Origin of the sequence: Kitasatospora sp. NPDC048545 (assembly GCF_040651155.1) — a bacterium.
Classification (GTDB): domain Bacteria; phylum Actinomycetota; class Actinomycetes; order Streptomycetales; family Streptomycetaceae; genus Kitasatospora.
The window spans coordinates 167,526-188,093 of record NZ_JBEZIQ010000006.1 but is presented as its reverse complement, the minus strand read 5'-3'; the positions used below and the strand labels follow the sequence as shown (position 1 = coordinate 188,093).

19 protein-coding genes are annotated in these 20,568 nt (G+C 73.3%); 13 read left to right on the top strand and 6 right to left on the bottom strand.

Annotation, left to right across the window (positions count from 1 at the left end):
* Positions 1-78: 78 nt before the first annotated feature.
* From AB0D10_RS08935 to AB0D10_RS08920, 4 genes are all read left to right on the top strand, one after another.
* A complete protein-coding gene (locus tag AB0D10_RS08935) occupies positions 79-783 on the top strand; it encodes a response regulator transcription factor (protein ID WP_360253433.1) in 705 nt (234 codons plus the stop codon).
* The gene (locus AB0D10_RS08930; protein WP_360253431.1) at positions 780-2,216 is read left to right on the top strand and encodes a HAMP domain-containing sensor histidine kinase; all 1,437 of its coding nucleotides are present in this window, start codon (positions 780-782) and stop codon (positions 2,214-2,216) included. Before AB0D10_RS08935 ends, AB0D10_RS08930 begins: the two co-directional genes overlap by 4 nt.
* Before the next feature lie 202 nt (positions 2,217-2,418).
* A complete protein-coding gene (locus AB0D10_RS08925; protein ID WP_360253429.1) occupies positions 2,419-3,996 on the top strand; it encodes a cellulose binding domain-containing protein in 1,578 nt (525 codons plus the stop codon).
* Positions 3,997-4,159: 163 nt separating this feature from the next.
* The gene (locus AB0D10_RS08920) at positions 4,160-5,560 is read left to right on the top strand and encodes a glycosyltransferase 87 family protein (protein ID WP_360253427.1); all 1,401 of its coding nucleotides are present in this window, start codon (positions 4,160-4,162) and stop codon (positions 5,558-5,560) included.
* 112 nt (positions 5,561-5,672) lie between these two features.
* Here AB0D10_RS08920 and AB0D10_RS08915 read toward each other — a convergent pair whose 3' ends face one another.
* Positions 5,673-6,116: an SsgA family sporulation/cell division regulator gene (locus AB0D10_RS08915; protein WP_360253425.1), complete on the bottom strand. Its 444-nt coding sequence runs from the start codon at positions 6,114-6,116 to the stop codon at positions 5,673-5,675.
* A gap of 592 nt (positions 6,117-6,708) precedes the next feature.
* On the opposite strand from AB0D10_RS08915, the gene AB0D10_RS08910 reads away from it, so the two are divergent.
* Positions 6,709-8,469 (top strand): RDD family protein, encoded by a 1,761-nt coding sequence (locus AB0D10_RS08910; protein WP_360253423.1) that lies wholly within the window; start codon positions 6,709-6,711, stop codon positions 8,467-8,469.
* A 97-nt stretch (positions 8,470-8,566) separates the two neighbouring features.
* The gene (locus AB0D10_RS08905) at positions 8,567-9,328 is read left to right on the top strand and encodes an RDD family protein (protein WP_360253421.1); all 762 of its coding nucleotides are present in this window, start codon (positions 8,567-8,569) and stop codon (positions 9,326-9,328) included.
* Positions 9,329-9,364: 36 nt separating this feature from the next.
* On the opposite strand, the gene AB0D10_RS08900 is transcribed toward AB0D10_RS08905, so the two are convergent.
* A complete protein-coding gene (locus AB0D10_RS08900) occupies positions 9,365-9,742 on the bottom strand; it encodes a hypothetical protein (protein WP_360253419.1) in 378 nt (125 codons plus the stop codon).
* 247 nt (positions 9,743-9,989) lie between these two features.
* Here AB0D10_RS08900 and nfi point away from each other — a divergent pair, with 247 nt between their 5' ends.
* From nfi to AB0D10_RS08875, 5 genes are all read left to right on the top strand, one after another.
* Positions 9,990-10,691, top strand: coding sequence for a deoxyribonuclease V (gene nfi / locus AB0D10_RS08895; RefSeq protein WP_360253417.1), 702 nt, complete (start codon positions 9,990-9,992; stop codon positions 10,689-10,691).
* A 97-nt stretch (positions 10,692-10,788) separates the two neighbouring features.
* Positions 10,789-11,235: a type VII secretion target gene (locus AB0D10_RS08890; protein WP_360253415.1), complete on the top strand. Its 447-nt coding sequence runs from the start codon at positions 10,789-10,791 to the stop codon at positions 11,233-11,235.
* A 38-nt stretch (positions 11,236-11,273) separates the two neighbouring features.
* Positions 11,274-12,719, top strand: coding sequence for a hypothetical protein (locus AB0D10_RS08885; RefSeq protein WP_360253413.1), 1,446 nt, complete (start codon positions 11,274-11,276; stop codon positions 12,717-12,719).
* Positions 12,720-12,808: 89 nt separating this feature from the next.
* Positions 12,809-14,083 (top strand): type VII secretion-associated serine protease mycosin, encoded by a 1,275-nt coding sequence (gene mycP, locus AB0D10_RS08880; RefSeq protein ID WP_360253411.1) that lies wholly within the window; start codon positions 12,809-12,811, stop codon positions 14,081-14,083.
* 125 nt (positions 14,084-14,208) lie between these two features.
* On the top strand, positions 14,209-14,823 hold the full coding sequence (locus tag AB0D10_RS08875) for a DinB family protein (RefSeq protein WP_360253409.1): 615 nt from the start codon (positions 14,209-14,211) through the stop codon (positions 14,821-14,823).
* Between the two features lie 74 nt (positions 14,824-14,897).
* Here AB0D10_RS08875 and AB0D10_RS08870 read toward each other — a convergent pair whose 3' ends face one another.
* Together AB0D10_RS08870 and AB0D10_RS08865 are read right to left on the bottom strand one after the other, a co-directional pair.
* Complete coding sequence (locus tag AB0D10_RS08870; protein ID WP_360253407.1) at positions 14,898-15,350, bottom strand: hypothetical protein; 453 nt, start codon at positions 15,348-15,350, stop codon at positions 14,898-14,900.
* A 623-nt stretch (positions 15,351-15,973) separates the two neighbouring features.
* Positions 15,974-16,582, bottom strand: coding sequence for a hypothetical protein (locus AB0D10_RS08865; RefSeq protein WP_360253405.1), 609 nt, complete (start codon positions 16,580-16,582; stop codon positions 15,974-15,976).
* 256 nt (positions 16,583-16,838) lie between these two features.
* On the opposite strand from AB0D10_RS08865, the gene AB0D10_RS08860 reads away from it, so the two are divergent.
* Positions 16,839-17,843, top strand: a complete 1,005-nt coding sequence (locus AB0D10_RS08860) for a hypothetical protein (RefSeq protein WP_360253403.1) — start codon at positions 16,839-16,841, stop codon at positions 17,841-17,843.
* 117 nt (positions 17,844-17,960) lie between these two features.
* On the opposite strand, the gene AB0D10_RS08855 is transcribed toward AB0D10_RS08860, so the two are convergent.
* Together AB0D10_RS08855 and AB0D10_RS08850 are read right to left on the bottom strand one after the other, a co-directional pair.
* On the bottom strand, positions 17,961-18,551 hold the full coding sequence (locus tag AB0D10_RS08855) for an isochorismatase family protein (RefSeq protein WP_360253401.1): 591 nt from the start codon (positions 18,549-18,551) through the stop codon (positions 17,961-17,963).
* Between the two features lie 219 nt (positions 18,552-18,770).
* Positions 18,771-20,105, bottom strand: coding sequence for a nicotinate phosphoribosyltransferase (locus AB0D10_RS08850; RefSeq protein WP_360253399.1), 1,335 nt, complete (start codon positions 20,103-20,105; stop codon positions 18,771-18,773).
* Between the two features lie 140 nt (positions 20,106-20,245).
* On the opposite strand from AB0D10_RS08850, the gene clpS reads away from it, so the two are divergent.
* Positions 20,246-20,539, top strand: a complete 294-nt coding sequence (gene clpS / locus AB0D10_RS08845; protein ID WP_360253397.1) for an ATP-dependent Clp protease adapter ClpS — start codon at positions 20,246-20,248, stop codon at positions 20,537-20,539.
* Positions 20,540-20,568: the final 29 nt, after the last annotated feature.

Genomic DNA, 20,568 nt, shown 5'->3' with positions numbered 1-20,568 from the left:
CTCAGGGCAGTTGCACAATGTCCGGACCGGGCCCCGAGGTACAGACCACTCCCTGCTGATGGCGTACCGTGCAGGCCCATGGCAACAGTGCTCGTGGTCGAGGACGACCCCTTCGTACGTTCCGCCCTCATCCGCCACCTGACCGACACCGGTCACGCGGTCCGCAGCGTGGGCACCGCTCTCGAAGCGCTCCGGGAGGTCGCCCAGGTCGGCTGCGACCTGGTGATCCTCGACCTGGGCCTGCCCGACCTGGACGGCAGCGAGGCACTCAAGATGATCCGCGGCCTGACCAACGTGCCGGTGATCATCTCCACCGCCCGGGACGACGAGGCCGAGATCGTCCGGCTGCTCAACGACGGTGCTGACGACTACTTGGTGAAACCTTTCTCCGGTGAGCACCTCAGCGCCCGGATGGCCGCCGTGCTGCGCCGGCTCGGCAGCGGCGCCGCCCCCGTCGCCCAGGTGCTGCGGGTCGGCGGACTGGCCATCGACCTGCAGCGGCGCGAGGCCTCCCTGGACGGGCACCCGCTCGACCTGACCCGCCGTGAGTTCGACCTGCTGGCCTTCCTCGCCGCCCGGCCCGGCGTCGTGGTGCCGCGAAAGGAGATCCTCGCCGAGGTCTGGCAACAGACCTACGGCGGCGACCAGACCATCGACGTCCACCTCTCCTGGCTGCGCCGCAAGCTCGGCGAGACCGCCTCCAACCCCCGCTACCTGCACACCGTCCGGGGCGTCGGCGTGCGGCTGGAGGCCACCGGGGACCAGGCGGGGCACCGGACATGAGGAGGTTCGGGCACTCGCTGCGCTGGGCCCTGATCAAGGCCGCCGTGGCCGGGACCACCATGGTCGCGCTGGCCTTCCTCATCCCGCTCGGCCTGATGGTCCAGCAGACCGCGCGGGACCGGGCGTTCACCGCCGCCGAACGCCAGGCGGCGGCCCTCGGACCCGCGCTGGCGATCACCACCGACCAGGACGCCGTCACCCGGGCCCTGGCCAGCACGGACGCGGGCGGGCAGGGGCGGATGGCCGTCCACCTGCCCGCGGCAGGACAGCCGGAGGCCCCCGGGACCGGCGGCCCCGGCGGACCGACGCTCGGCCAGGGCCGAGCCGCCGCCGACGACGTGGCCACGGCCGGCGGCAAGGGCCGGTCCTTCACCGTGGAGGTGCCCGGCGGCTACGCGCTGCTCCAGCCCGTCGCGGTGGACACCGGGCGGACCGCCGTGGTCGAGGTCTTCGTGGCCGAGGACGACCTCACCCGCGGCGTCGCCACCGCCTGGCTGGTGCTCTCCGCCGTCGCGCTCGGCCTGGTCGCCATCTCGGTGCTGGTCGCCGACCGGATGGGCAACCGGATCGTCGCCTCCGCCCGGCGGCTCGCCGGCGCCGCCCGCTCACTCGGCGCCGGCGACCTCGCGGTACGCGTCCCGGTCGAGGGCAAGCAGGTCGACGGCAGCCCCGAAGAACTGCGCGAAGCGTCCCACGCGTTCAACACCATGGCCGACCGGGTGGTCCAACTCCTCGCCGCCGAGCGGGAACTGGCCGCCGACCTGTCCCACCGGCTGCGCACCCCGCTGACCGTGCTGCGGCTCAACGCCGCCTCGCTCGGCGACGGCGACGCCGCCGACGCCACCCGCCACGCGGTCGCCCAACTCGAGCGCGAGGTCGACCAGATCATCCGTTCGGCCCGCCGCGCCCCCGAGGACGCGCCCGCCGTCACGGTCGGCTGCGACGCCGCCGAGGTGATCCGCGAGCGGGTCGGCTTCTGGTCCGCGCTGGCCGAGGACGAAGGACGCCGCTGGCAGCTGGCCGGCGCCGAACGGGCGGCACCCGTCCCCGTCCAGCGCGGCGACCTGGCGGCCGCCGTCGACGCCCTGCTCGGCAACGTCTTCCGGCACACCGCCGTCGGCACCGCCTTCTCGGTGGACGTGCTGGCCACCGACAGCTCGGTGATCGTGCTGGTCGGCGACGCCGGACCGGGGTACAACGACCCGGCCGCGGCCCTCAAGCGCGGCGAGGGCCACGGCGGGGAGGGCTCGACCGGCCTCGGCCTCGACATCGTCCGCAAGCTCGCCGAGTCCATCGGCGGGGACCTCGCACTCGGCCGCTCCGCCGTCCTCGGCGGCGCCGAGACCCGGCTGCGGCTGCGCACCCGGCCGGAGACGGCGAGGCCCGCGCGGACCGGACGGCGACGCAGCCGCGGAGTGCTCTTCCCCCGGTGAGACGGCGTCAGGGAGGACGACTTCCTTAAGTGCGGCCTAAGGGAGTTCTACCCCTTGCTCAGCCCGCCGGTTCGGCCCCCGGACCGCCGCTAGCGTCGGTCGCGCCGGTCACCCGACCGAGCCGGGCCGGCCGCCCGGACGTCCGCAGGCACTCCGTGCCGGGACGGCGGCCGACCGAAGGCACCCGCGGAGGTAACGCGCCATGACCACCCAGCCCACCCGCCGCTCCGGCCACCGCAGGCGCAGCCGCAAGGGCGCGATCATCGGGGCCGCCGCGGTCGCCGCCGCCCTGGTCACGGGCGGGACGGTCGTCCTCGCCGGCTCGGCCAGCGCCGCCTCGCTCGGTGCCGTCTACAGCCGCACCAGCGCCTGGGACACCGGCTACACCGGGCAGTACCTGGTCACCAACCCGGACAGCAGCCCGATCGAGGACTGGACGCTCAGCTTCGACCTGCCGGCCGGCGCGAAGATCGACTCACTCTGGAACGCCACCTTCATCGCCGACGGCCGGCACGTCACGGTCAAGCCCGAGGCCTGGAGCAAGCGGTTGGAGCCCGGCAGGAGCGTGGTGGTCGGCTTCGTCGCCCAGGGCGCGGGCGCGGCGCAGGCCGAGCCGGAGAAGTGCCTGATCAACAACACCTCCTGCAAGGCCGGCGACGGTCCCGCGCCCACCCCCTCGGGGCGGCCGACCGCCACCGCGACCCCGGCCCCGCCGACCGCCTCCCCGACGCCCACGGCGAGCGCCACCGCCACCACCAGGCCCAGCCCCACCGCCACGACGAAGCCGACCACCCCGGCACCGACCCCCACCCCGACCGTCACCCCCACGGCGACCGGTGTGCCCGTTCCCCCGGTCGGCGCCGGGGCCGGCTTCGCTCCGTACGTCGACACCTCGCTCTACCCGCCCTACGACCTGGCGGCCACCGCCAAGGCGAGCGGCGTGAAGAACTTCAACCTCGCCTTCGTGGTCTCCGGCGGCGGCTGCGTGCCCAAGTGGGGTGGCGTCAGCGACCTGTCCGCCGACGCGGTGGCCGCCCAGATCGGCGCACTGCGGGCGATCGGCGGCGACGTCCGGATCTCCTTCGGCGGCGCCAACGGCAGCGAGCTGGCCCTCGCCTGCGGCTCCACCGCCGACCTCACCGCCGCGTACCAGAAGGTCGTGGACGCCTACGGCGCCACCAAACTGGACTTCGACGTCGAGGGCGGCGCGATCGCCGACGCCGCCGCCAACACCCGGCGCGCCCAGGCCGTCGCCCAGCTGCAGAAGAACGCCGCCGCCAAGGGCAAGGCCCTCGACGTCTCCTTCACCCTGCCCGCGCTGCCCTCCGGCCTGACCCAGGAGGGCGTCGACCTCGTCGCCGGCGCCAAGGCCGGCGGCGTCGCGATCGGCGCCGTCAACATCATGGCGATGGACTTCGGCGACGGCGTCGCCCCCAACCCGCAGGGCCAGATGGGCAAGTACGCGATCGCCGCGGCCACCGCCACCCAGGCCCAGGTCAAGAGCGTGCTGGGGCTGGACGACGCGGCCGCCTGGCGCAAGGTCGCGGTCACCCCGATGATCGGCGTCAACGACGTGGCCACCGAGGTCTTCACCGTCGCCGACGCCAAGCAGCTCGCCGAGTTCGCCAAGACCAAGCACCTCGCCTGGCTGGCCATGTGGTCCGGCACCCGGGACAAGGCCTGCGAGGGCGGCGCCAAGGCCTACGCCGACGCCACCTGCAGCAGCATCGTCCAGCAGCCGCTGGACTTCACCCGGGCCCTCGGGGCGTACACGGGCTGACGCCCGCCGGGTCCCCGGTCGGCCCCGGCCGTCCGTGCTCAGTCCGCAGCCGAGCACGGGCGGCCGGGGCTTCTCGTCACGTTCCGTAGTCGATCGTCTCCGGGCCCGTTCGGGTGGCATCCGGTATCGTCGCTGGTTGGCCGAGCGGTGGACGGAGTGGACAGTGACAGCGGTGCAAGACGAGCGCAGCCCGGTGCGAACCGCACCCGACCCCTCGCCCGAGCCCCTGTCGGACCGGCTGCGCCGAGTGCTCGCCGCTCCCGCCCGGGCCCTGCGCGAGGCCCCCCGCCGTCCGCTGCTGGCCGCCTCCGCGCTGGCGCTGCTCTCCCTGGTCGTGTACGCAGTGGTGCGCCACTTCGTCCACACCTCGATGGTGGACATGATCGTCTACCGGGCCGAGGGCGCCGCCGTCGCCAACGGTGACGACCTGTACGGCCTGCGCGTCACCGAGTGGAACCTGCCGGCGACCTACCCGCCCTTCGCGGCGATGCTGTTCGTCCCGACCACCTGGTTCCCGGTCCCCTTCCTCCGGGTCGCGATCACTCTCGGCAACCTCGGGCTGCTCGCCCTGCTCACCCACCTGTCGTTCAAGCTGGTCGGCTGGCCGCGCCGCGAACTGCGGCCGATCGGCGTGATCCTGGTGACCGGCCTCGGCGTCTGGCTCGAACCCGTCTTCACCACGCTCCGCTACGGCCAGATCAACCTCGCGCTCGCCTGTCTGATCCTCTGGGACCTCACGCGTCCCGACGGACGCCGCAGCAAGGGCGTGGCGATCGGCATCGCCGCCGGCATCAAGCTCACCCCCGGCCTGTTCGCCGTCTACCTGCTGATCACCGGCCGGATCCGGGCCGCCTTCGTGGCCGGCCTCACCTTCCTCGGCACCTTCCTGCTCGGCGCCCTCGTCCTGCCCGACGCCACCTGGGGCTTCTGGACCAAGTACCTCTACGACTCCTCCCGGGTCGGCAAGACCCAGATCGTCGACAACCAGTCGCTGCGCGGGGCCTTCGCCCGCCTGCTGCACACCGCCGACCCCGGCACCGTAGCCACCCTCGGAGCCGGCCTGGTCGCGCTGGCCGGCCTCGCCGTCGCCGCCTGGGCCGCCCGCAGCGGCCGCTGGCTGCCCCGGGCCGAGGCCTGGGGCGTCTGCTGCGCGGCCGTCACCGCGGTGCTGATCTCGCCGATCAGCTGGACCCACCACTGGGTCTGGTGCGTGCCGCTGCTCGTCCTGCTCGCCGCCGAGGCCTCCGTCGAACACGCCCGCCCGGCCGGCGTACGCCGACTGCGCTGGCGGGCCGTCTTCTGGGCCACGCTGGTCGCCTTCCTGTCCTTCGCCATGTGGGCGGCGAAGCCGCTCGGCCCGGCGGTCCTCCACATGTCACCGTGGCGCCAGCTGCCGACCTCGGTCTACCCGTGGGTCGGGCTCTGCTTCCTGCTCGCCGCCGCGATCCGGACGAGGGCGCGCCGCCGCTCCGCCGGCGCGCCGCTGGTCCGGCTGCCCGTGCAGCGCGACGGCGGCGGACCGGACGCCGCCCGCGGCCGTCAGCAGGCCCCCGCGGCCCGCTGAACCGGCGGGGGCGCCGCTCCTGCCACCTCGCCCGGGTACGTACCGGCGCACCTCGCCCGGGTACGTACCGGCGCACACTCCGACGCACGCCCATGCACACTGCGACGCACGCCTAGGCGAGCAGCTCGGCGAGCGAGCCGTCCATGTCCAGCGCGGCCAGCTCGCTGCCCGGCGGCACCAGCCGGTGCGCCCGCTCCAGCCAGGCCGCGACGGCCGGCAGCGGCGCCTCCAGAAGCGCGTCCCCGGCGGGCGAGCTCAGCGCCAGACAGAGCACGCTGCGCCGGCCCGAGCGGGTGCCCCCGGCCGAGGGCTGGGGGAGGGTCGGCCAGATCCGCACGTCGCCCTGGCCGCACGGGCGGAAGGTGCCCTCGACCAGCAGCTCGCGGGCGAACACCCAGGTCACCGGGGAGCCGGTGTCCAGGTGGAAGGTGATGTAGACCGCGTACGGGTCGTGGCTGCCGTAGGACAGCCGCGCCTGCACGGGGACGCTGTGCTCCGGCGAGAGCACCAGGTTGAGCTCCAGCTCGTGTTCGACGACGCTGACGGGGCGTTCCATGATCGTCTTCCTCTCCACCTCGGGGGTGTGCCCGGTTCCGGGCCCTGTGACCTTTGAGAGGGCGGTCCGCACCGGCTCTTACACACGTTTCCGGGATTTCTTCGGGACGTTCGGCGAGGGGTGGTGAACGGGCGGTCGCGCGGCGTGCGGATGCCGATCGTGCGCCTGGTTCTTTACCGTGCGCCGCCCTCCGCTGTCCGGGGATTCGTGAACTTCCCGTCGCGGCTCCGGCGAGGTACTACCCTTTGTGACTACCCGGCGACTGTCCGCCCATCGGCGCTGCCCCCACGTGCGCCGAACGCCGGGCGCGCGCCGGGTCGTGCGCCCGGGCGGGCGCGGCGCGGCCGGTTCCGCGCCGCCGTCGTCGATCCACCGGACCCACCCGGCGCCACCCGGCCCCACGCACGGTTCCACCCGGCGCCACTTCGGCGCCGACGGTTCCGCGCGCGCCACCGGTTCAAGGCTCCACCGGTTCAAGGCTTCACCCGGCTCCACCGGCTCAAGGCTCCACTGGTTCAAGGCTCCACCCGGCACCACCGGTTCCCTCGTCCTTCCTTGCCCTCGTCAGGACCTGCCAGGAAAGAAGACCCCCATGACGGACCGCCCCTTCGCCGGCGGCGGCGACCCGGCCGTCGCACCCCAGCCGGGCTACTACCCCGACCCCTCCATCCCCGGCTTCGTCCGGTACTGGGGCGGCTCCGCCTGGGTGCCCGGGACCAGCCGGCCCGCGCCCGCCGCGGGTGAGGTGCTGGAACCGCCCCGGTACGCGACCCGGCGGGCCGCCCCGGGCGGGCCGCCGTCGCGGGCGGTGCCGCCACCGGCGGTCCCGGGGGGCGGGCTTCCCGAGGGTCAGGTCCCGGCGGGGGTGGTTCCGTCGGCCGTGGTTTCGGGGGCCGTGGTTCCGTCGGCCGTGGTTTCGGGGGCTTTGGCGCAGACACCCGTGGCCGCTGCCGCGCCGGTGCAGGTGCCGCCGTCGGGGGCGGTGCCGACTGCCGGGACGGCTCCGGAGCGTGAGGCGCCTGCGGGTGGGGGTGACACCGGGCCGGTGTACTTCGACCAGACCACGGGTGGGGCGTCCTTCGTGATCGGGCCGCGGGTCGCGGAGGTGATCGGCGGGCCGGTGTTCCGGACGGTCGGGCCGGCGGTGGGGGCCGCTGCCGAGGCCGGGAACGCCGTCGGTGCCGGGGCGTTCGCGGGGTCCGGGGCTTCCGTGCTCCCGGAGATGGGGGCGGGGATCCCGGTGAGCGCGGGGGCCCCGGTCGGGGGCGTCGACGGGCCGACGGCCGGTGCGGTGTCCGAGCCGGCCGAGGCCGTGCCCGGGGCGCTGCCCGGGGACTCGGGCTGGCAGGCCCATCCGCGAGAGCAGCGGGGACTGATGGAGACGGGCGACCCACAGCGTTGGGTCTCCTGGGGGGTGCTTCCGGGAGCGCCCGAGGTGGACGAGGAGCGCGCGGACGAGGAACGCGCTCCAGTTGCCGGGGAGCCGACGACCGGTGCGGCCGCGCCCGCCGTGGCCGTGGCGGTGCGGGAGGCCCTCGGGACGTCCGTCGAGGCCTCGGGCGCGGTGCCGGTGGTGGCGACGCCGGCCGTCGTCGTGCCGGTGGTCGAGGAAGCGGAGGAGCAGGGCGCCGGCGAGCCGGCGCCTCCGGGGCAGGACCGGGGTGTGCCTGCCGCCTCCGGTGCCGCAGGTGCGACCGGCGCGCCTGCCGCGTCCGGTACGTCCGTGCGGCCCGTCGCGTCCGGTACGTCCGTGCGGCCCGTCGCGTCCGCCGCGTCCGCCCGCACCACGCCGATGCCCGCCGTGCGACCGGCCCGACCGGCCCGGCAGAGCGCCGCCCGGCGTCGATCCGCCGCCCCCGCCGCCGTACCGGCCGGGCTGGGGCGCCGACTCGCCGCCCGCACGGTCGACACCGCCGTGCTGCTGGTGGTCGCCGTCGCCGCCGGCATCCCGCTCGGCCGCTCGGTCTCCGACCACCTCCAGGAGAAGCTCGACCAGGCCAAGATGGCCAGCGCCCTCACCCGCCGTCAGGTCCAGGTCTGGCTGGTGGACGACGTGGTGCTGGGGAAGATCGCCGTGCTGATCGGCATCCTGCTCTTCGCGAGCCTGCTCTACGAGGTGCTGCCGACCGCCCGGACCGGCCAGACCTTCGGCAAACGGCTCACCCGGATCCGCGTGGTCGACGCCGCCGCCCCCGCCCGGACCAGGCTGAGCCTCGGCCGCTCGCTGCTCCGGTGGATCGTCCGGCAGACGGGCACGGTGCTGTTGCTCGGTCTGGTCTGGCCGGTCTTCGACCGCCCGGCCCGACGCGGATGGCAGGACCGTGCCGCCCGGACCCGGGTGGTGCGGGCCTGAGACGACGGGTCCCGGGGCCCAGCCCGTTCCACGGCCGCAGCGACAAAACGGGCGGAATATCCCGAACCTTGAGAATGTGTGATGTTCTACTCGGGGCATGAGCACCCACGACCCCTCGGGCCCCCAGCCGGAGGGGGGCGGCAAGCCCTCCTTCGACAAGCAGTCCCCGCAACCGGGCGGCGGCACGCCGGAAGGCCGGCCGCCGGGCCCGACCCCGTCCGACAGCCCGGCCGGAGGCACACCGGAAAGCCCGCCCGAAGGCCCCGCCGGCGGTGGAGCCGAGGGCCCCGGCGCATACCAGGGCACCTACGGCGGGAGCCCGTACGGCGGACCGACCCGCGGCCAGAACCCCTACGACCAGCCCCCGCCCGGCTACGGCACCGGCTACGGCCCCGGCGCGTACGGAACCCCCGGCGCCGGACCCGTCCCCGGCATGCCCCCGATCGGCACCTGGCCCAAGCGGATCACCGCCCGGCTGATCGACTACCTGCTCGTCCAGGCCGTCGCCATCGTCATCGTGGCCCCCTTCGTCACCCTCGGCAACCGCACCGGCTCCGCCGAAGCGTTCTGGCTCGCCTGCCTCATCTGGCTCGTCTACGAGGCCCTGATGACCAGCCGGGACGGCCAGACCCTCGGCAAGAAGGCGATGGACATCCGCGTCGCCATGCTCATCGACGGCAACACCCCGCCCCAGGCCGCCGCCTGGACCCGCTCGGCCGTCTTCATCCTCCCGGCCGTGCTCTGCTGCGCCGCGTTCTGGTGGATCATCGACGGCTTCTTCGGCGTCTTCGACAAGCCGTACCGCCAGTGCATCCACGACAAGGCCGCGAAGACCGTGGTCGTCACCACGAAGCTCTGAGCGGCGGCGCGGAACGCGTCCACGCCCGGCGGCGGATCAGCGCTGCCGGGCGTACGCGTGCTCGGCGGCGGTCGGGGCGGCAGGGTCCGCTGGGGCGGTCGGGGCGGTCGGGGCGGTCGGGGCGGTCGGGGCGGTCGGGGCGGTCGGGTCTGCAGGGTCCGCAGGGGTGGCAGGGTCCGCCGGGGTTGCCGGGGCGGGCGCGGCGCCCTCGGCCGGGCTCGGCTCCGCAGCGGCGGACGAGGCCGAGGTGGACCGCGCGAGCACCGTCACCGTGGTGCCGAGCACCAGCGCGAACACCACCAGCACCGCGACCGCCAGGACGCCCGAGGCACCCGAGACGGCCAGCAGCGCCACCGTACTGGCGACGACGGTGAACGAACCGAGGCAGAACTGGGCAGCGGAGGGACGCGGCATGGCGGGGGTCCTTCGCACGTCGGGGGAAACGGGCGGGAATGAAGCCGGTGCCAGAAGTCCTACCCGGCAAGGGAGTTCACTACCTCCAGGCTAGTCCCCCGGCCCGGGGGCACAGGGGGCGCACGGGCTCACCCCGGGGTCGTCCGCCCCGGTCTGTACGGTGAACCGGTACGTGCCGACACCACGCACCACCCAGCACCACCGGGCGCCACCAGGCACCCGTCACCACACCCCGGGGGAACCGACCGTGCCCGTGCCCGCCGACTGGCCCACCACCGAAGCCCAAGCACTCGCGGAACAAGAACGGCTGCGCCCGCTCGTCCGGGCCCACGACGACCAGGACACCCCGGTCGAACTCATCGCCGGCGTGGACGTCGCCTACGACGACGAGCACGACCTCGTCGCCGCCGCAGCCGTCCTCCTCGACCGGGACACCCTCGACGTCGTGGAACAAGCCACCGCCGTCGGCCGCATCGCCTTCCCCTACGTCCCCGGACTCCTCGCCTTCCGCGAGATCCCCGCCGTCCTCGACGCACTCGCCGCCCTCACCCGCACCCCCGACACCGTCGTCTGCGACGGCTACGGCCTCGCCCACCCCCGCCGCCTCGGCCTCGCCAGCCACCTCGGCGTCCTCACCGGACTGCGCACCCTCGGCGTCGCCAAGACCCCCTTCACCTTCGACCACCACCAACCCGACGCACCCCGCGGCTCCTCCACCCCGCTCACCGACCCCGCCACCGGCGAAGAGGTCGGCCGCGCCCTGCGGACCCGGCCCGGCGTCAAACCCGTCTTCGTCTCCGTCGGCCACCGGATCAGCCTCGACACCGCCGTCAGCACCACCCTCGACCTCGCCCGCCGGTACCGCCTCCCCGAGACCACCCGGCACGCCGACGCCCTCTGCCGTCGCGCCCTCAGCCAAGCCCAGCACAATGGGACGACCGCGAACTGACCAAGCCCCGGGCAGGATTCGTGCCCGGTGTGTTAGACATGAGACACCGGGGCCCGGCCCCGACGACCACGGACGGACGCACGGGGGAGGCGCCGACATGGGATCAGGCACGGGTACCGGCTCGACCGGCGGAGCCGGACAGGGCTACCGCGTCGAAATCGAACAACTCCGCAGCTTCGCCGGCCAAGTACGGCTCCTGCTCGCCGACTTCCAGAAACACGCCGACGGCACCGGCACCCACGGCCGCAGCGGCGTCGGCAAGAACGCCTTCGGCACCTTCGCCGAAGCCACCGAGATCCACGGCCGCTACAGCACCATGCGGGACGCCCTCCGCGACCTCCTCAACCAACTCCAGGAAGCCGTCGAGGAAGCCCAGCGGAAAGCCGACCTCACCGCCACCAACTACGAAGAACACGACCAGCACACCGCGAAGAAGCTCAAACTCGGCGGCGACGGCTGGTCCGTCGACCAGCCCTCCGCAACCAGCCAGGCCGCGCAGGAGAAGAACCTCACTCCCTCCAACCGCGGCAACGCCACCATCTAGCCACCGCCCGCCCGGACACGAACGGAGGCGAACCGCCCGTGGTCTACACCGACTTCACCAAATACAGCCACGCCCAGCTCCGCACCATGGCACAAGCCCTCGACCCCGGCGCGGTCATGGCCGCCGGAGACCCCTGGCGCACCGCCTCCGACACCCTCAAACAGATCCGCCTCACCCTCACCAAAGCCAGCACCGAAGCCGCCACCACCTGGGAAGGCAGCACCAGCGACGCCTTCCACACCCGCATGCTCAACCTGGCCGCCAGCATCAACAACGCCGCCGCCTACGCCAACGACGCGGCCAACATCCTCCACAACGTCTCCGACGCCATGGCCAAGGCCAAACGCGAAATGCCCGAAGAACCCGGCAACTGGGACGAGTTCAAGGACAACGTCAGCGACGGCGTCTCCGCCCTCTTCGGCAGCGGCGACGACGAACACATCCCCATCGCCGACCGCAAGAAGGCCGAAGCCGCCGCCATCATGCAAACCCTCGCCATGCACTACCGCATCGCGACCCCGGCGCTGAAGGCTCCGCCGCCCTACGACCCCAAGAAGCCGCCGGTGCGGAGGGATGAGGGTGCGGACGGATCGCAGGACGATCCGAGTGGGGCTGCGGCGGCGGCCGCGATGGTGTCCGGTACGTCGGTGGGTGCGGCGGGAGCATCGACACGGGGCGCGAACGTGCCGCCGCCGCAGCGGTCGAAGTCCGCCCAATCTTCGATGCAGGGTCGGTCCGCACCGAGGAACGCGACTGTTGCCCCGACCGACTCGGGTATCAGGGGCGGTACGGCGCAGGCTCTGCCGAAGCCGTCGGGTTCGTCGAGCCGGGGACCTGCCGAGGGAATCTCAGGCAGGCCCGTGCTGCCTCCCAACGGGAGTGTGCCGAGCCCCGGGCTTGCTGGGACCCAAACTTCTGGGCTCCACGTCGTGAATAGTGGAACACCTGCTGGTGGGCTGTTCGGGGGCGGTGAGCATGAGACCGTCCGGCCTTCAGGGCCGAGCTCGACACTTCAGCCGGTCGGGCCGATCGTCGGCCAGGGAAAGTCAGGCCCAGGCACCAGAGAGATCCCGGGCAGTGCGACACCAGCTGAACCTTCCGGGCCGCGCAACGGGCGTGTCGGCGGTGGCGGTGACGTTCACCCGGGCGCCGGCGTCGGAGGCCGTGGAGTACTCGGCGGCAAGCCGTCAGCGGGGTCCTCGGCCCGGCCAGGTGGCGTTGCCGGGCAAGTAGCGAAGCCTGGGGCAGGGGCCCAGGGCAAGCAGTCCTTCACGGAAGGTGGATCCGGGCTTGGAGCCCGAAGCAGGCTCAGGGGTGAGCCCGGTGCCGTGGGTGCGAACGGGATGTCTCCTGGTGCTCCGCTGAGCGGGACCCAAGGGCGGAAGCGGGACCGGAGGAAGGACGGCAAGCGGCCGGACTACCTCGTCGAGGATGAGGAGACCTGGGCGTCGGACAAGCCGACCAACCCGAACGTGGTGGAATGAAGCCGGTCCATGGACGGACGGGTGATCTGATCGCATCCCGCAGGTCGGTGACCTGCGGGATGCCTCGCTGAGTGGGGTGACCGGGTTTGATGAGCCGCCGGGTGGCGCGTGGTGCGGCGGCTCTGGCCGCAGGGGTTCTGATGGCGGGCTTTGCCGTTCCGGCGGCGTCAGCCGATCAGGTCAGGGATCAACAGTGGGCTTTGAAGACCTTCGAAGCCGAGACGAAGGTCTGGCCCATCAGCCAGGGTGACGGCGTGGTCGTAGCCGTGATTGACACCGGGGTCAGCCAGGACCAGCCGGATCTGACCGGGCAGGTGCTTCCCGGGGCTGACTTCTCCGGCGGTGGCTCGGACGGACGAGTGGACTCTGACGGTCATGGCACCGGTATGGCCAGCCTGATCGCAGGGCACGGACATGGTTCCCAGGCAGGGGTGATGGGCCTCGCCCCGAAAGCGAAGATCCTTCCGGTCAAAGTGATCACTGACAGCAGTGATGGCCAAGACGCTCAGCCCACGCCGGATTCCCAGCAGAACGAATTCGCTGATGCGATTCGCTTTGCGGCAGATCACGGCGCGAAGGTCGCCAACATTTCACTCGGCGGGAACTACCGCCTCGACTCGAAGCTCCGGAAGGCTGTCAACTACGCGGTGTCGAAGGACGTCGTGCTGGTCGCCGCTACCGGAAACAGCGCTTCTGGGTTGGGTGCTGAGTATCCGGCGGCGTTTCCGGGGGTCGTGGCCGTTGGGGCTGTGGACTCCAACGGGGCAGTGTGGGAGCGTTCCACCTCAGGCATCGAGACCACACTTGCCGCGCCTGGAGTGGGGATCTACCGCTCCGCGCCCAAGTCATCGACGGGATACGAGCGTAGGAACGGCACCTCGGATTCCACGGCCTATGTCTCTGCGACGGCGGCTCTCATTCGTGCCAAGTATCCGAACTTGTCCGCAGGGCAGGTGATCAATCGGATGATCAAGTCGGCCGTACCTCCGGCCGATGGGTCGGTGGTGCCGAACAACCAGTACGGCTACGGGCTCGTTGCGCCGGCGAAGGCTCTGGAAGCAAATCCGGCCGTGGACAACGGGCCGCGGGACAATCCCCTCACGGGCCGGAAGGAATCGCGAGGCACACCTCCTCCGGTGGATGAGGAAACGGACGAGCCCTCTCCGGCGGCCGTGGTTCCTGAGGGGGGCAGCGGCCGTAGTAGCGGGATCGGGTTTGGTGTCGGGGTGGCGATCGGCGTGGTGCTTTGGGCCGTGCTCGTCGGCGCTGTGGTGTTCGTTGTCGTATTGGTGGTGCGGGCGCGGCGGCGGAGGCGGGTGGCGGCTGCCGGGGCGTTCCAGCAGCCGCCGTACGGTGGGTCGTAGCGGTGATTGCTCGGCCCGGTGTTGTGCCGGGGGCAGGGTAGGGGGTCGGGGGCTGGCAGCATTTCGGCGGCGGCTGGCGTTCCTGCTGCTGGTGGGGCGTCCGCGGTGGCGGCCATGCTGGGCCCATGAGCACTTCTGAGAGCGCCGCGAACGCGGTGGATCCCGTGAACGCCGTGAGCCCTGTGGATGTCGTGAGCGCCGCTGCCGGGGAGGTCGTCCCGGACACCAAGGACTGGACCTGGGTGCTCGAACGTCCTTGCCCCGAGTGCGGGTTGGACACGCCGCGGGTGGTGCGCGAGGACGTTGCCGGGATGGTCCGGGCGAATGCGGAGGGCTGGCTGGCGGTGCTGGCGGGGGGCGGGGACGGGCTGCGCCGACGGCCGGAGCCGGGGGTCTGGTCGGACCTGGAGTACGCGTGCCACGTCCGGGACGTCTTCCGGTTGTTCCTGGTGCGGCTGGGTCTCATGCTCGACCGGGACGACCCGCTGTTCCCGAACTGGGACCAGGACGAGACGGCTGTCGCCGAGCGCTACGGGGAGCAGTTGCCGGGGGTGGTGGCGGGGGAGCTGGCGGAGGCCGCGGAGGCGTTGGCGGCCGCGTTCGAGCGGGTGGCCGGTGAGCAGTGGCGGCGGACGGGGAGCCGCAGTGACGGGGCGCGGTTCACGGTGGAGTCGTTCTCCCGGTATCTGATCCACGACCCGGTGCACCACTTGTTCGACGTGACGGGCGAGCGGGTCTGAGACCGCCCCCGGGGCAGGGTGTCGGGGCGCGCGCGGGGTGTGCGTGGTCCGGGAGGGGCGCGCGGGGCGCGAGGTCACCAGCCGGAGGCCTCGCGCAGCATGGTGCGGCGCAGTCGGCCGGCCACGCTGGCGGCGTCGGTGCCGATGACGTCGGCGATCTCGGGGGCGGCGAGGCCGACGACGTAGTGCAGGATGGCCAGGTCGTCGTCGGCCGGGCGGCGGTCCGGGTCCGGGCCCGGATCGGGCGGTTCCAGCCGGGTGTGCTCGGCGACGGTGCCGCGCAGGATCTCCCAGGCGTGCGCGGTCGGGTTGGAGCTTCCCATCAACTCGCGCCAGTGCACCGCGATTTCGGCGAATGCCTGATGGACGGCGGTGGCCGCGTCGCTGTGCTCGGTCAGCCACACGCGGGCGTAGCTGAGGTACCGGGGGCGGTGGAGTTCGCAGAACGCGGTGAACTCCAGTGGTACGTCCTCCGGCTCGCCGGGCCCCGGGGGTGGCTCGGCAGAAGTCGCTTGACGGTTGGTCATCTCGTCTTCTCGGAAAGGGAGATGGGTTTCTGACGGTCGATCATCTGTGCTCACTCTACGGTAGGCCCTCGGTGCGCTGGGTGACCAATCCGATGGAATGCCCGGAACCCGTCGCCGCCCGGCCGGTTCCGGTGACGACCGGGTGCGGCAGGGCGGCGGAACGGCCGGGCGGGGTGCCGGCGCGGGGCCGGCGGGTGGTGCTGCGCAGTGGCGTGGGAGGCGTAGGTGCGAGCGCGTCGCAGCTGGTCAGAGGGTGTAGGGCGACTGTGACTGCAAGGCAGTTGATGTGCCACCGTAGGCCCTGCGGCGGCTGACGTCCACGCCCGCGGCGCGAACCCGGGCCCGCACAACCACCCGCGCAACCGTGCTCGCGATCACAGCGAAGATCACTGCGTCGAGGGGCGCGGACGCTGGTACGGGCGCCGGGACAACCACACGCATGGACGCATCGGGGGCCGGGGCCGGGGCGGCGGGTGGCCGGGCGGCGGAGCGGTGCCGGTGCGGGTGGTCCGGCCCTGTCGTGGGCGGCTGCGCGGTTCGTCGGTGCCCCGGCGGCCTGAAGCTGGCCTCGGCGGCCGGGGCGGTGCGGACGGGCGGTGCGGTCGCCCGTCGGTGGTCGTCCGTCAGGAGGTCGTGCGGGCCTCCGACGGGGAGATCCGGTCGGCGGCGGTGTCCCGTTCGGTCTGGGTGGGGAAGGACTCGACGGCCCGGCGCCGGGCCGCCTGCGCGGCGGTGGCCGCCGCTGCCGCTGCCGCTGCGGCCGCTCCGGCGGCGGCCTCCTCGCGCTCGCACCGGTGCGCCGCCTGGGCGGGGTGTGCCGCCGGAGCGTGTCCGCCGGTGGTGCCGTGTCCGGGGGTGGTGTGCCCGCCGGTGGCGCCGTGCCCGCCGGGGGGCCGTCGGCGGCGGCCGACCGCGGTCCGGGCGGCGTGTTCCTCGGCCGCCTGTCTAGCGGCCAGGTAGGCCTGCACGGCCGCCATGCCGTAGACCGGCTGGATGAGCTGGTGGCCCTTGAAGAACGGCCTGGCCGGGGCGAATCCGGCGGCGACGACCAGGTCGCGGATCTCTGCTATCTCGGCTTCACTGCGGGCGGTGAAGCGGACCTCCCAGCCCTTCTTGTACGTATGGCCCTTCTCGCCGCTGCGGCGGGCGGGGTCCGGGCGGCGGACGTATCCGGGCAGGCGGCCGAGGCGGAGCTGGGCCGCGCGGAGGCCGGCGGTCTCGTCACGTGACATGACGTAAGCCTAGGCAATCCCCGGGGTGGGATTGACGCCTGGAGGGTCCCTCGCCGTATGCCTTTGATCACTCTGGGTCAGACGACCAGGTCGGCGATCGTTTTCGATCAAGTGTGACAACCGGATGGGCGTCAATTACTCCAAATGAGTGAGGGTATGAGGACTTTAGTGCGGGCTGATCCCGGTTTCGCGACGGTTGCGTAACAGTGCGTCAGGCTCCCGGTCACGGGTCCGGGTGGTTGGGGATGGTGTCCGCATGAGCTACCGGATTCCCACGCCGCCACCGTCACTGGAGGAGCTGGCGAAGCGTCAGCAGAACGTCGTCACCGCGAGTCAGCTGCGCGCCCGGGGCGTGCCGGCCCGCGTCATCACCGGGCACTGCCGCCGGGGAGGCCCCTGGCAGCGGCTGCTGCCGCGGGTCTACCTGCTGCAGCCCGCCGAGCCCACCCCGGAGCAGCGGATCTGGGCCGCGCTGCTGTACGCCGAGCAGAACGGCCGCGAGGAGGGCCGCCGCGAGGGCGCGGTGATCACCGGCGCGGCGGCACTGGCGCTGTACGGCTTCGCGGCCGTGCCGCGGCTGCCGGCGATGACCGGGGTGGACGTCCTGGTGCCCCGTCAGCGCCGGCTGAAGGACGTGGGCGAGGTCCGGATCCGGCGCACCGAAAGGGAGTTGGTGGCCCGCTCGGTGCACGGACTGGCCTGTGCGCCGGTGGCCCGGGCGGTCGCGGACGCGCTCGGCGAGTGGACGGCGGACCCGCAGGCCCCGGCGCCGGTGCGCGAGGTGCTGCGCGAGGCCGTCTCCCGCCGCGAGGACGGCTGCACGGTCCGGGAGTTGGCCGTCGAGCTGATCGAGTCCGGGCTGACCGGCGAACCCCGGGTGCGCGCCGCGCTGGACGAACTCCTCGCCGCCGAGCGGGACTCGGTGCTGGAGCGGCTCGGCCACCTGGTGGACGAGTGGTTGCTGCCCGTCCCGCTGAACGCCCCCGAGCTGCGGATGCGCGGCGGCACGTACATCGCCGTCCCGGACCTCTACTGGCCGGAGCGCGGCGTCGCGGTCGAGGTGGACTCGGACCTGCGCTGCGTCAGCGAGGGCGAGGCCGCCTGGGTGCGCGGCGGCCAGCACCGGATGGAGTACCTGGGCATCCGCGTGGTGTACGTCTCCGGTGCCCGGCTGGCCGCTGACCCAGACGCGGTGGGCGGCGAGCTGCGCGAAGCCCACCGGGCCGGTGGTACGGACGTGGTGGAGCTGCTGGTGGTCTGAGCCGGCGGCGCCGTCGGCACGACCCCGGGGGTGCGGGGAGGCGCGACGGTGCGCGCCGGGGGACGCAGGGGGACCTCAGAGGGACGTCAGGGGGACGTCAGGGGACGCCGGAAGACGTCAGGGACGGACCACCGGCGTGCCGACCAGCTCGACCCCGGCCGCCCGCAGTTCCTCCAGCGCGGCGGCGGTGGTCTCCGGGGCCACCCCGGCGGTGAGGTCCAGCAGGACGCGGGTGGCGAAGCCCGCCCGGACGGCGTCCAGCGCGGTCGCCCGCACGCAGTGGTCGATGGCGAGGCCCACCACGTCGATCTCGTCGACCTGCCGTTCGCGCAGCCACTCCAGCGGGCCGCGCTCGTTCTCGTCCAGTCCCTCGAAGCCGCTGTACGCCGCCGAGTGGGCGCCCTTGTCGAAGACCGCCTCGACCGCACCGGAGATCACGGCGGGTGCGAAGTTGGGGTGGAACCCCACGCCCTCGGTGCCGGCCACGCAGTGCACCGGCCAGCTGTCGACGTAGTCCGGCTCGGCGGAGAAGTGCGCACCCGGGTCGATGTGGTGGTCGCGGGTGGCGAGGATGTGCTGGTAGCCGGGGGAGGATTCGGCGATCAGATCGGTGATGGCGGCGGCCACCTCGGCGCCGCCGGCGACGGCCAGGCTGCCGCCCTCGCAGAAGTCGTTCTGAACGTCGACGACGATCAGTGCCCGGTGCATGGCTCGCATCCTCGGATGTCGGGGGCCCGCTGCAGGCGGCGCCCCGGTGGGGGAGCCCTCGGGAGTACTCGGCCCGGCGGTGCGGGGCTCGGGGGGTTCTCGGGGAGCTCCGGGGAACTCTACGGCTGACTCTAGGGAGTGCCGCGCGGGGGCGGAAGCCCCCGGGGGCGGTCCGGGTGGGCCGGACCGGGGCCTGCGCGGCCCGGAGGGCGGCGTCGGTCAGAGGACCGCGTCGGCGGTCAGGACCAGTTCGGTCGGCAGCACCGGGTCGCCCTTGGAGAGCTGGGTGGCGGACAGCGGCAGCGCGGCCCGGGCGCGGACGTGCCGTTCGCGGGCGGCGCTCAGTGGCTCCCGGCCGACCGTCTCGCCGGCCCGCACCAGCGGCACCTGCACCACGTGCGGCTGCAGCTCGTCGGGGACGGGCCCGGTGCCGACCACCTCGGCCTCGGCCACGCCGTCGGCGTCGGGCCGCCGGGCCGCCCACTTGCGGCCGCCGGTGCTGGTCTTGCCGCCCGCCGCGCGCTTGGCCACCGGCACCAGCGGCCCGCCGTCGTCCCCGGCCCGGGCGACCAGCTTGTAGACCATCGCGCAGGTCGGGTGCCCGCTGCCGGTGACCAGGCTGGTGCCGACGCCGTAGCCGTCCACCGGGGCGGCGGCCAGGGCGGCGATCGCGTACTCGTCCAGGTCCGAGGTGACGATGATCCGGGTGTCGGTGGCGCCCAGCTCGTCCAGCTGGCGGCGGACCCGGTGGGCCAGCAGGGTGAGGTCGCCGGAGTCGATCCGGACGGCGCCCAGCTCGGGGCCGGCCACCTCGACCGCGGTGCGCACGGCCTCGCGCAGGTCGAAGGTGTCGACCAGCAGCGTGGTGCCCTTGCCCATCGAGGCGATCTGGGCTCGGAAGGCGTCCCGCTCGCTGTCGTGCACCAGGGTGAAGGCGTGCGCGGCGGTGCCGGTGGTGGGGATGCCGTGGGTGAAGCCGGCCTCCAGGTCCGAGGTGGCGGCGAACCCGGCCACGTACGCGGCCCGCGCGGCGGAGACGGCGGCGTGCTCGTGGGCCCGGCGGGCGCCCATCTCGATCACCGGGCGGCCGCCGGCGGCGGCGGTCATCCGGGAGGCGGCGGCCGCGATCGCCGAGTCGTGGTTGAGGATCGAGAGGATCACCGTCTCCAGGATCACCGCCTCGGCGAAGCTGCCCTCGACGGTGAGCAGCGGGGAGCCGGGGAAGTAGACCTCGCCCTCGGGGTAGCCGTGGATGTCGCCGCGGAAGCGGTAGTCGGCGAGGAAGCGCAGGGTGTCCTCGTCGACCACGCCCTGGTTGGCCAGCCAGTCCAACTGGGCGGTGGTGAAGCGGAAGTTCTCGACGGCGTCGAGGACCCGGCCGGTGCCGGCCATGACGCCGTAGCGGCGGCCGCTCGGCAGGTGGCGGGTGAACACCTCGAAGACGGAGTGGCGGTGCGCGGCCCCGCTGCGCAGGGCAGCCTGCAGCATGGTGAGCTCGTAGCGGTCGGTGAGCAGCGCGGTCGACCCGGCCGCGCGCACTGAAGTGGCGTCCATGGGGATGATGCTACTACCACTTAGCGTCAGAGTGACGATTTCTCGCCGGACGGGCCGGGGCGGAATCGCCCGGGTGTCCCCCGGATGGCAGCATGGGGCGTGAGGAGCAACGGACGAACGTGCAGCGAGGAGGACCCGGCGTGAGTGTCGCGCCCGCGGAGATCGAGCGCCCCGAGGTCGAAGGCCTGCCGGTGGCAGAGCCGGACACGCCCTGGGTGACCATCGTGCACAACGACGCGGTCAACCTGATGAGCTACGTCCAGTACGTCTTCCAGGCCTACTTCGGCTACCCGAAGGACAAGGCCCGGAAGCTGATGATGGACGTCCACACCAAGGGGCGGGCGGTGGTCTCCAGCGGTTCCCGCGAGGAGATGGAGCGCGACGTCCAGGCGATGCACGGCTACGGCCTCTGGGCGACGCTCCAGCACGACTGACGCCGGACCGCCGGCCGTATGACCGAAGA

Coding starts and splice junctions, on each gene's coding strand:
- AB0D10_RS08850 (WP_360253399.1), bottom strand. CDS start 20,105: ATGGACGCCACTTCAGTGCGCGCGGCCGGGTCGACCGCGCTGCTCACC.
- AB0D10_RS08865 (WP_360253405.1), bottom strand. CDS start 16,582: ATGTCACGTGACGAGACCGCCGGCCTCCGCGCGGCCCAGCTCCGCCTC.
- AB0D10_RS08875 (WP_360253409.1), top strand. CDS start 14,209: ATGAGCACTTCTGAGAGCGCCGCGAACGCGGTGGATCCCGTGAACGCC.
- AB0D10_RS08925 (WP_360253429.1), top strand. CDS start 2,419: ATGACCACCCAGCCCACCCGCCGCTCCGGCCACCGCAGGCGCAGCCGC.
- AB0D10_RS08900 (WP_360253419.1), bottom strand. CDS start 9,742: ATGCCGCGTCCCTCCGCTGCCCAGTTCTGCCTCGGTTCGTTCACCGTC.
- AB0D10_RS08910 (WP_360253423.1), top strand. CDS start 6,709: ATGACGGACCGCCCCTTCGCCGGCGGCGGCGACCCGGCCGTCGCACCC.
- mycP (WP_360253411.1), top strand. CDS start 12,809: ATGAGCCGCCGGGTGGCGCGTGGTGCGGCGGCTCTGGCCGCAGGGGTT.
- AB0D10_RS08860 (WP_360253403.1), top strand. CDS start 16,839: ATGAGCTACCGGATTCCCACGCCGCCACCGTCACTGGAGGAGCTGGCG.
- AB0D10_RS08930 (WP_360253431.1), top strand. CDS start 780: ATGAGGAGGTTCGGGCACTCGCTGCGCTGGGCCCTGATCAAGGCCGCC.
- AB0D10_RS08935 (WP_360253433.1), top strand. CDS start 79: ATGGCAACAGTGCTCGTGGTCGAGGACGACCCCTTCGTACGTTCCGCC.
- AB0D10_RS08890 (WP_360253415.1), top strand. CDS start 10,789: ATGGGATCAGGCACGGGTACCGGCTCGACCGGCGGAGCCGGACAGGGC.
- AB0D10_RS08915 (WP_360253425.1), bottom strand. CDS start 6,116: ATGGAACGCCCCGTCAGCGTCGTCGAACACGAGCTGGAGCTCAACCTG.
- AB0D10_RS08870 (WP_360253407.1), bottom strand. CDS start 15,350: ATGACCAACCGTCAAGCGACTTCTGCCGAGCCACCCCCGGGGCCCGGC.
- AB0D10_RS08855 (WP_360253401.1), bottom strand. CDS start 18,551: ATGCACCGGGCACTGATCGTCGTCGACGTTCAGAACGACTTCTGCGAG.
- AB0D10_RS08905 (WP_360253421.1), top strand. CDS start 8,567: ATGAGCACCCACGACCCCTCGGGCCCCCAGCCGGAGGGGGGCGGCAAG.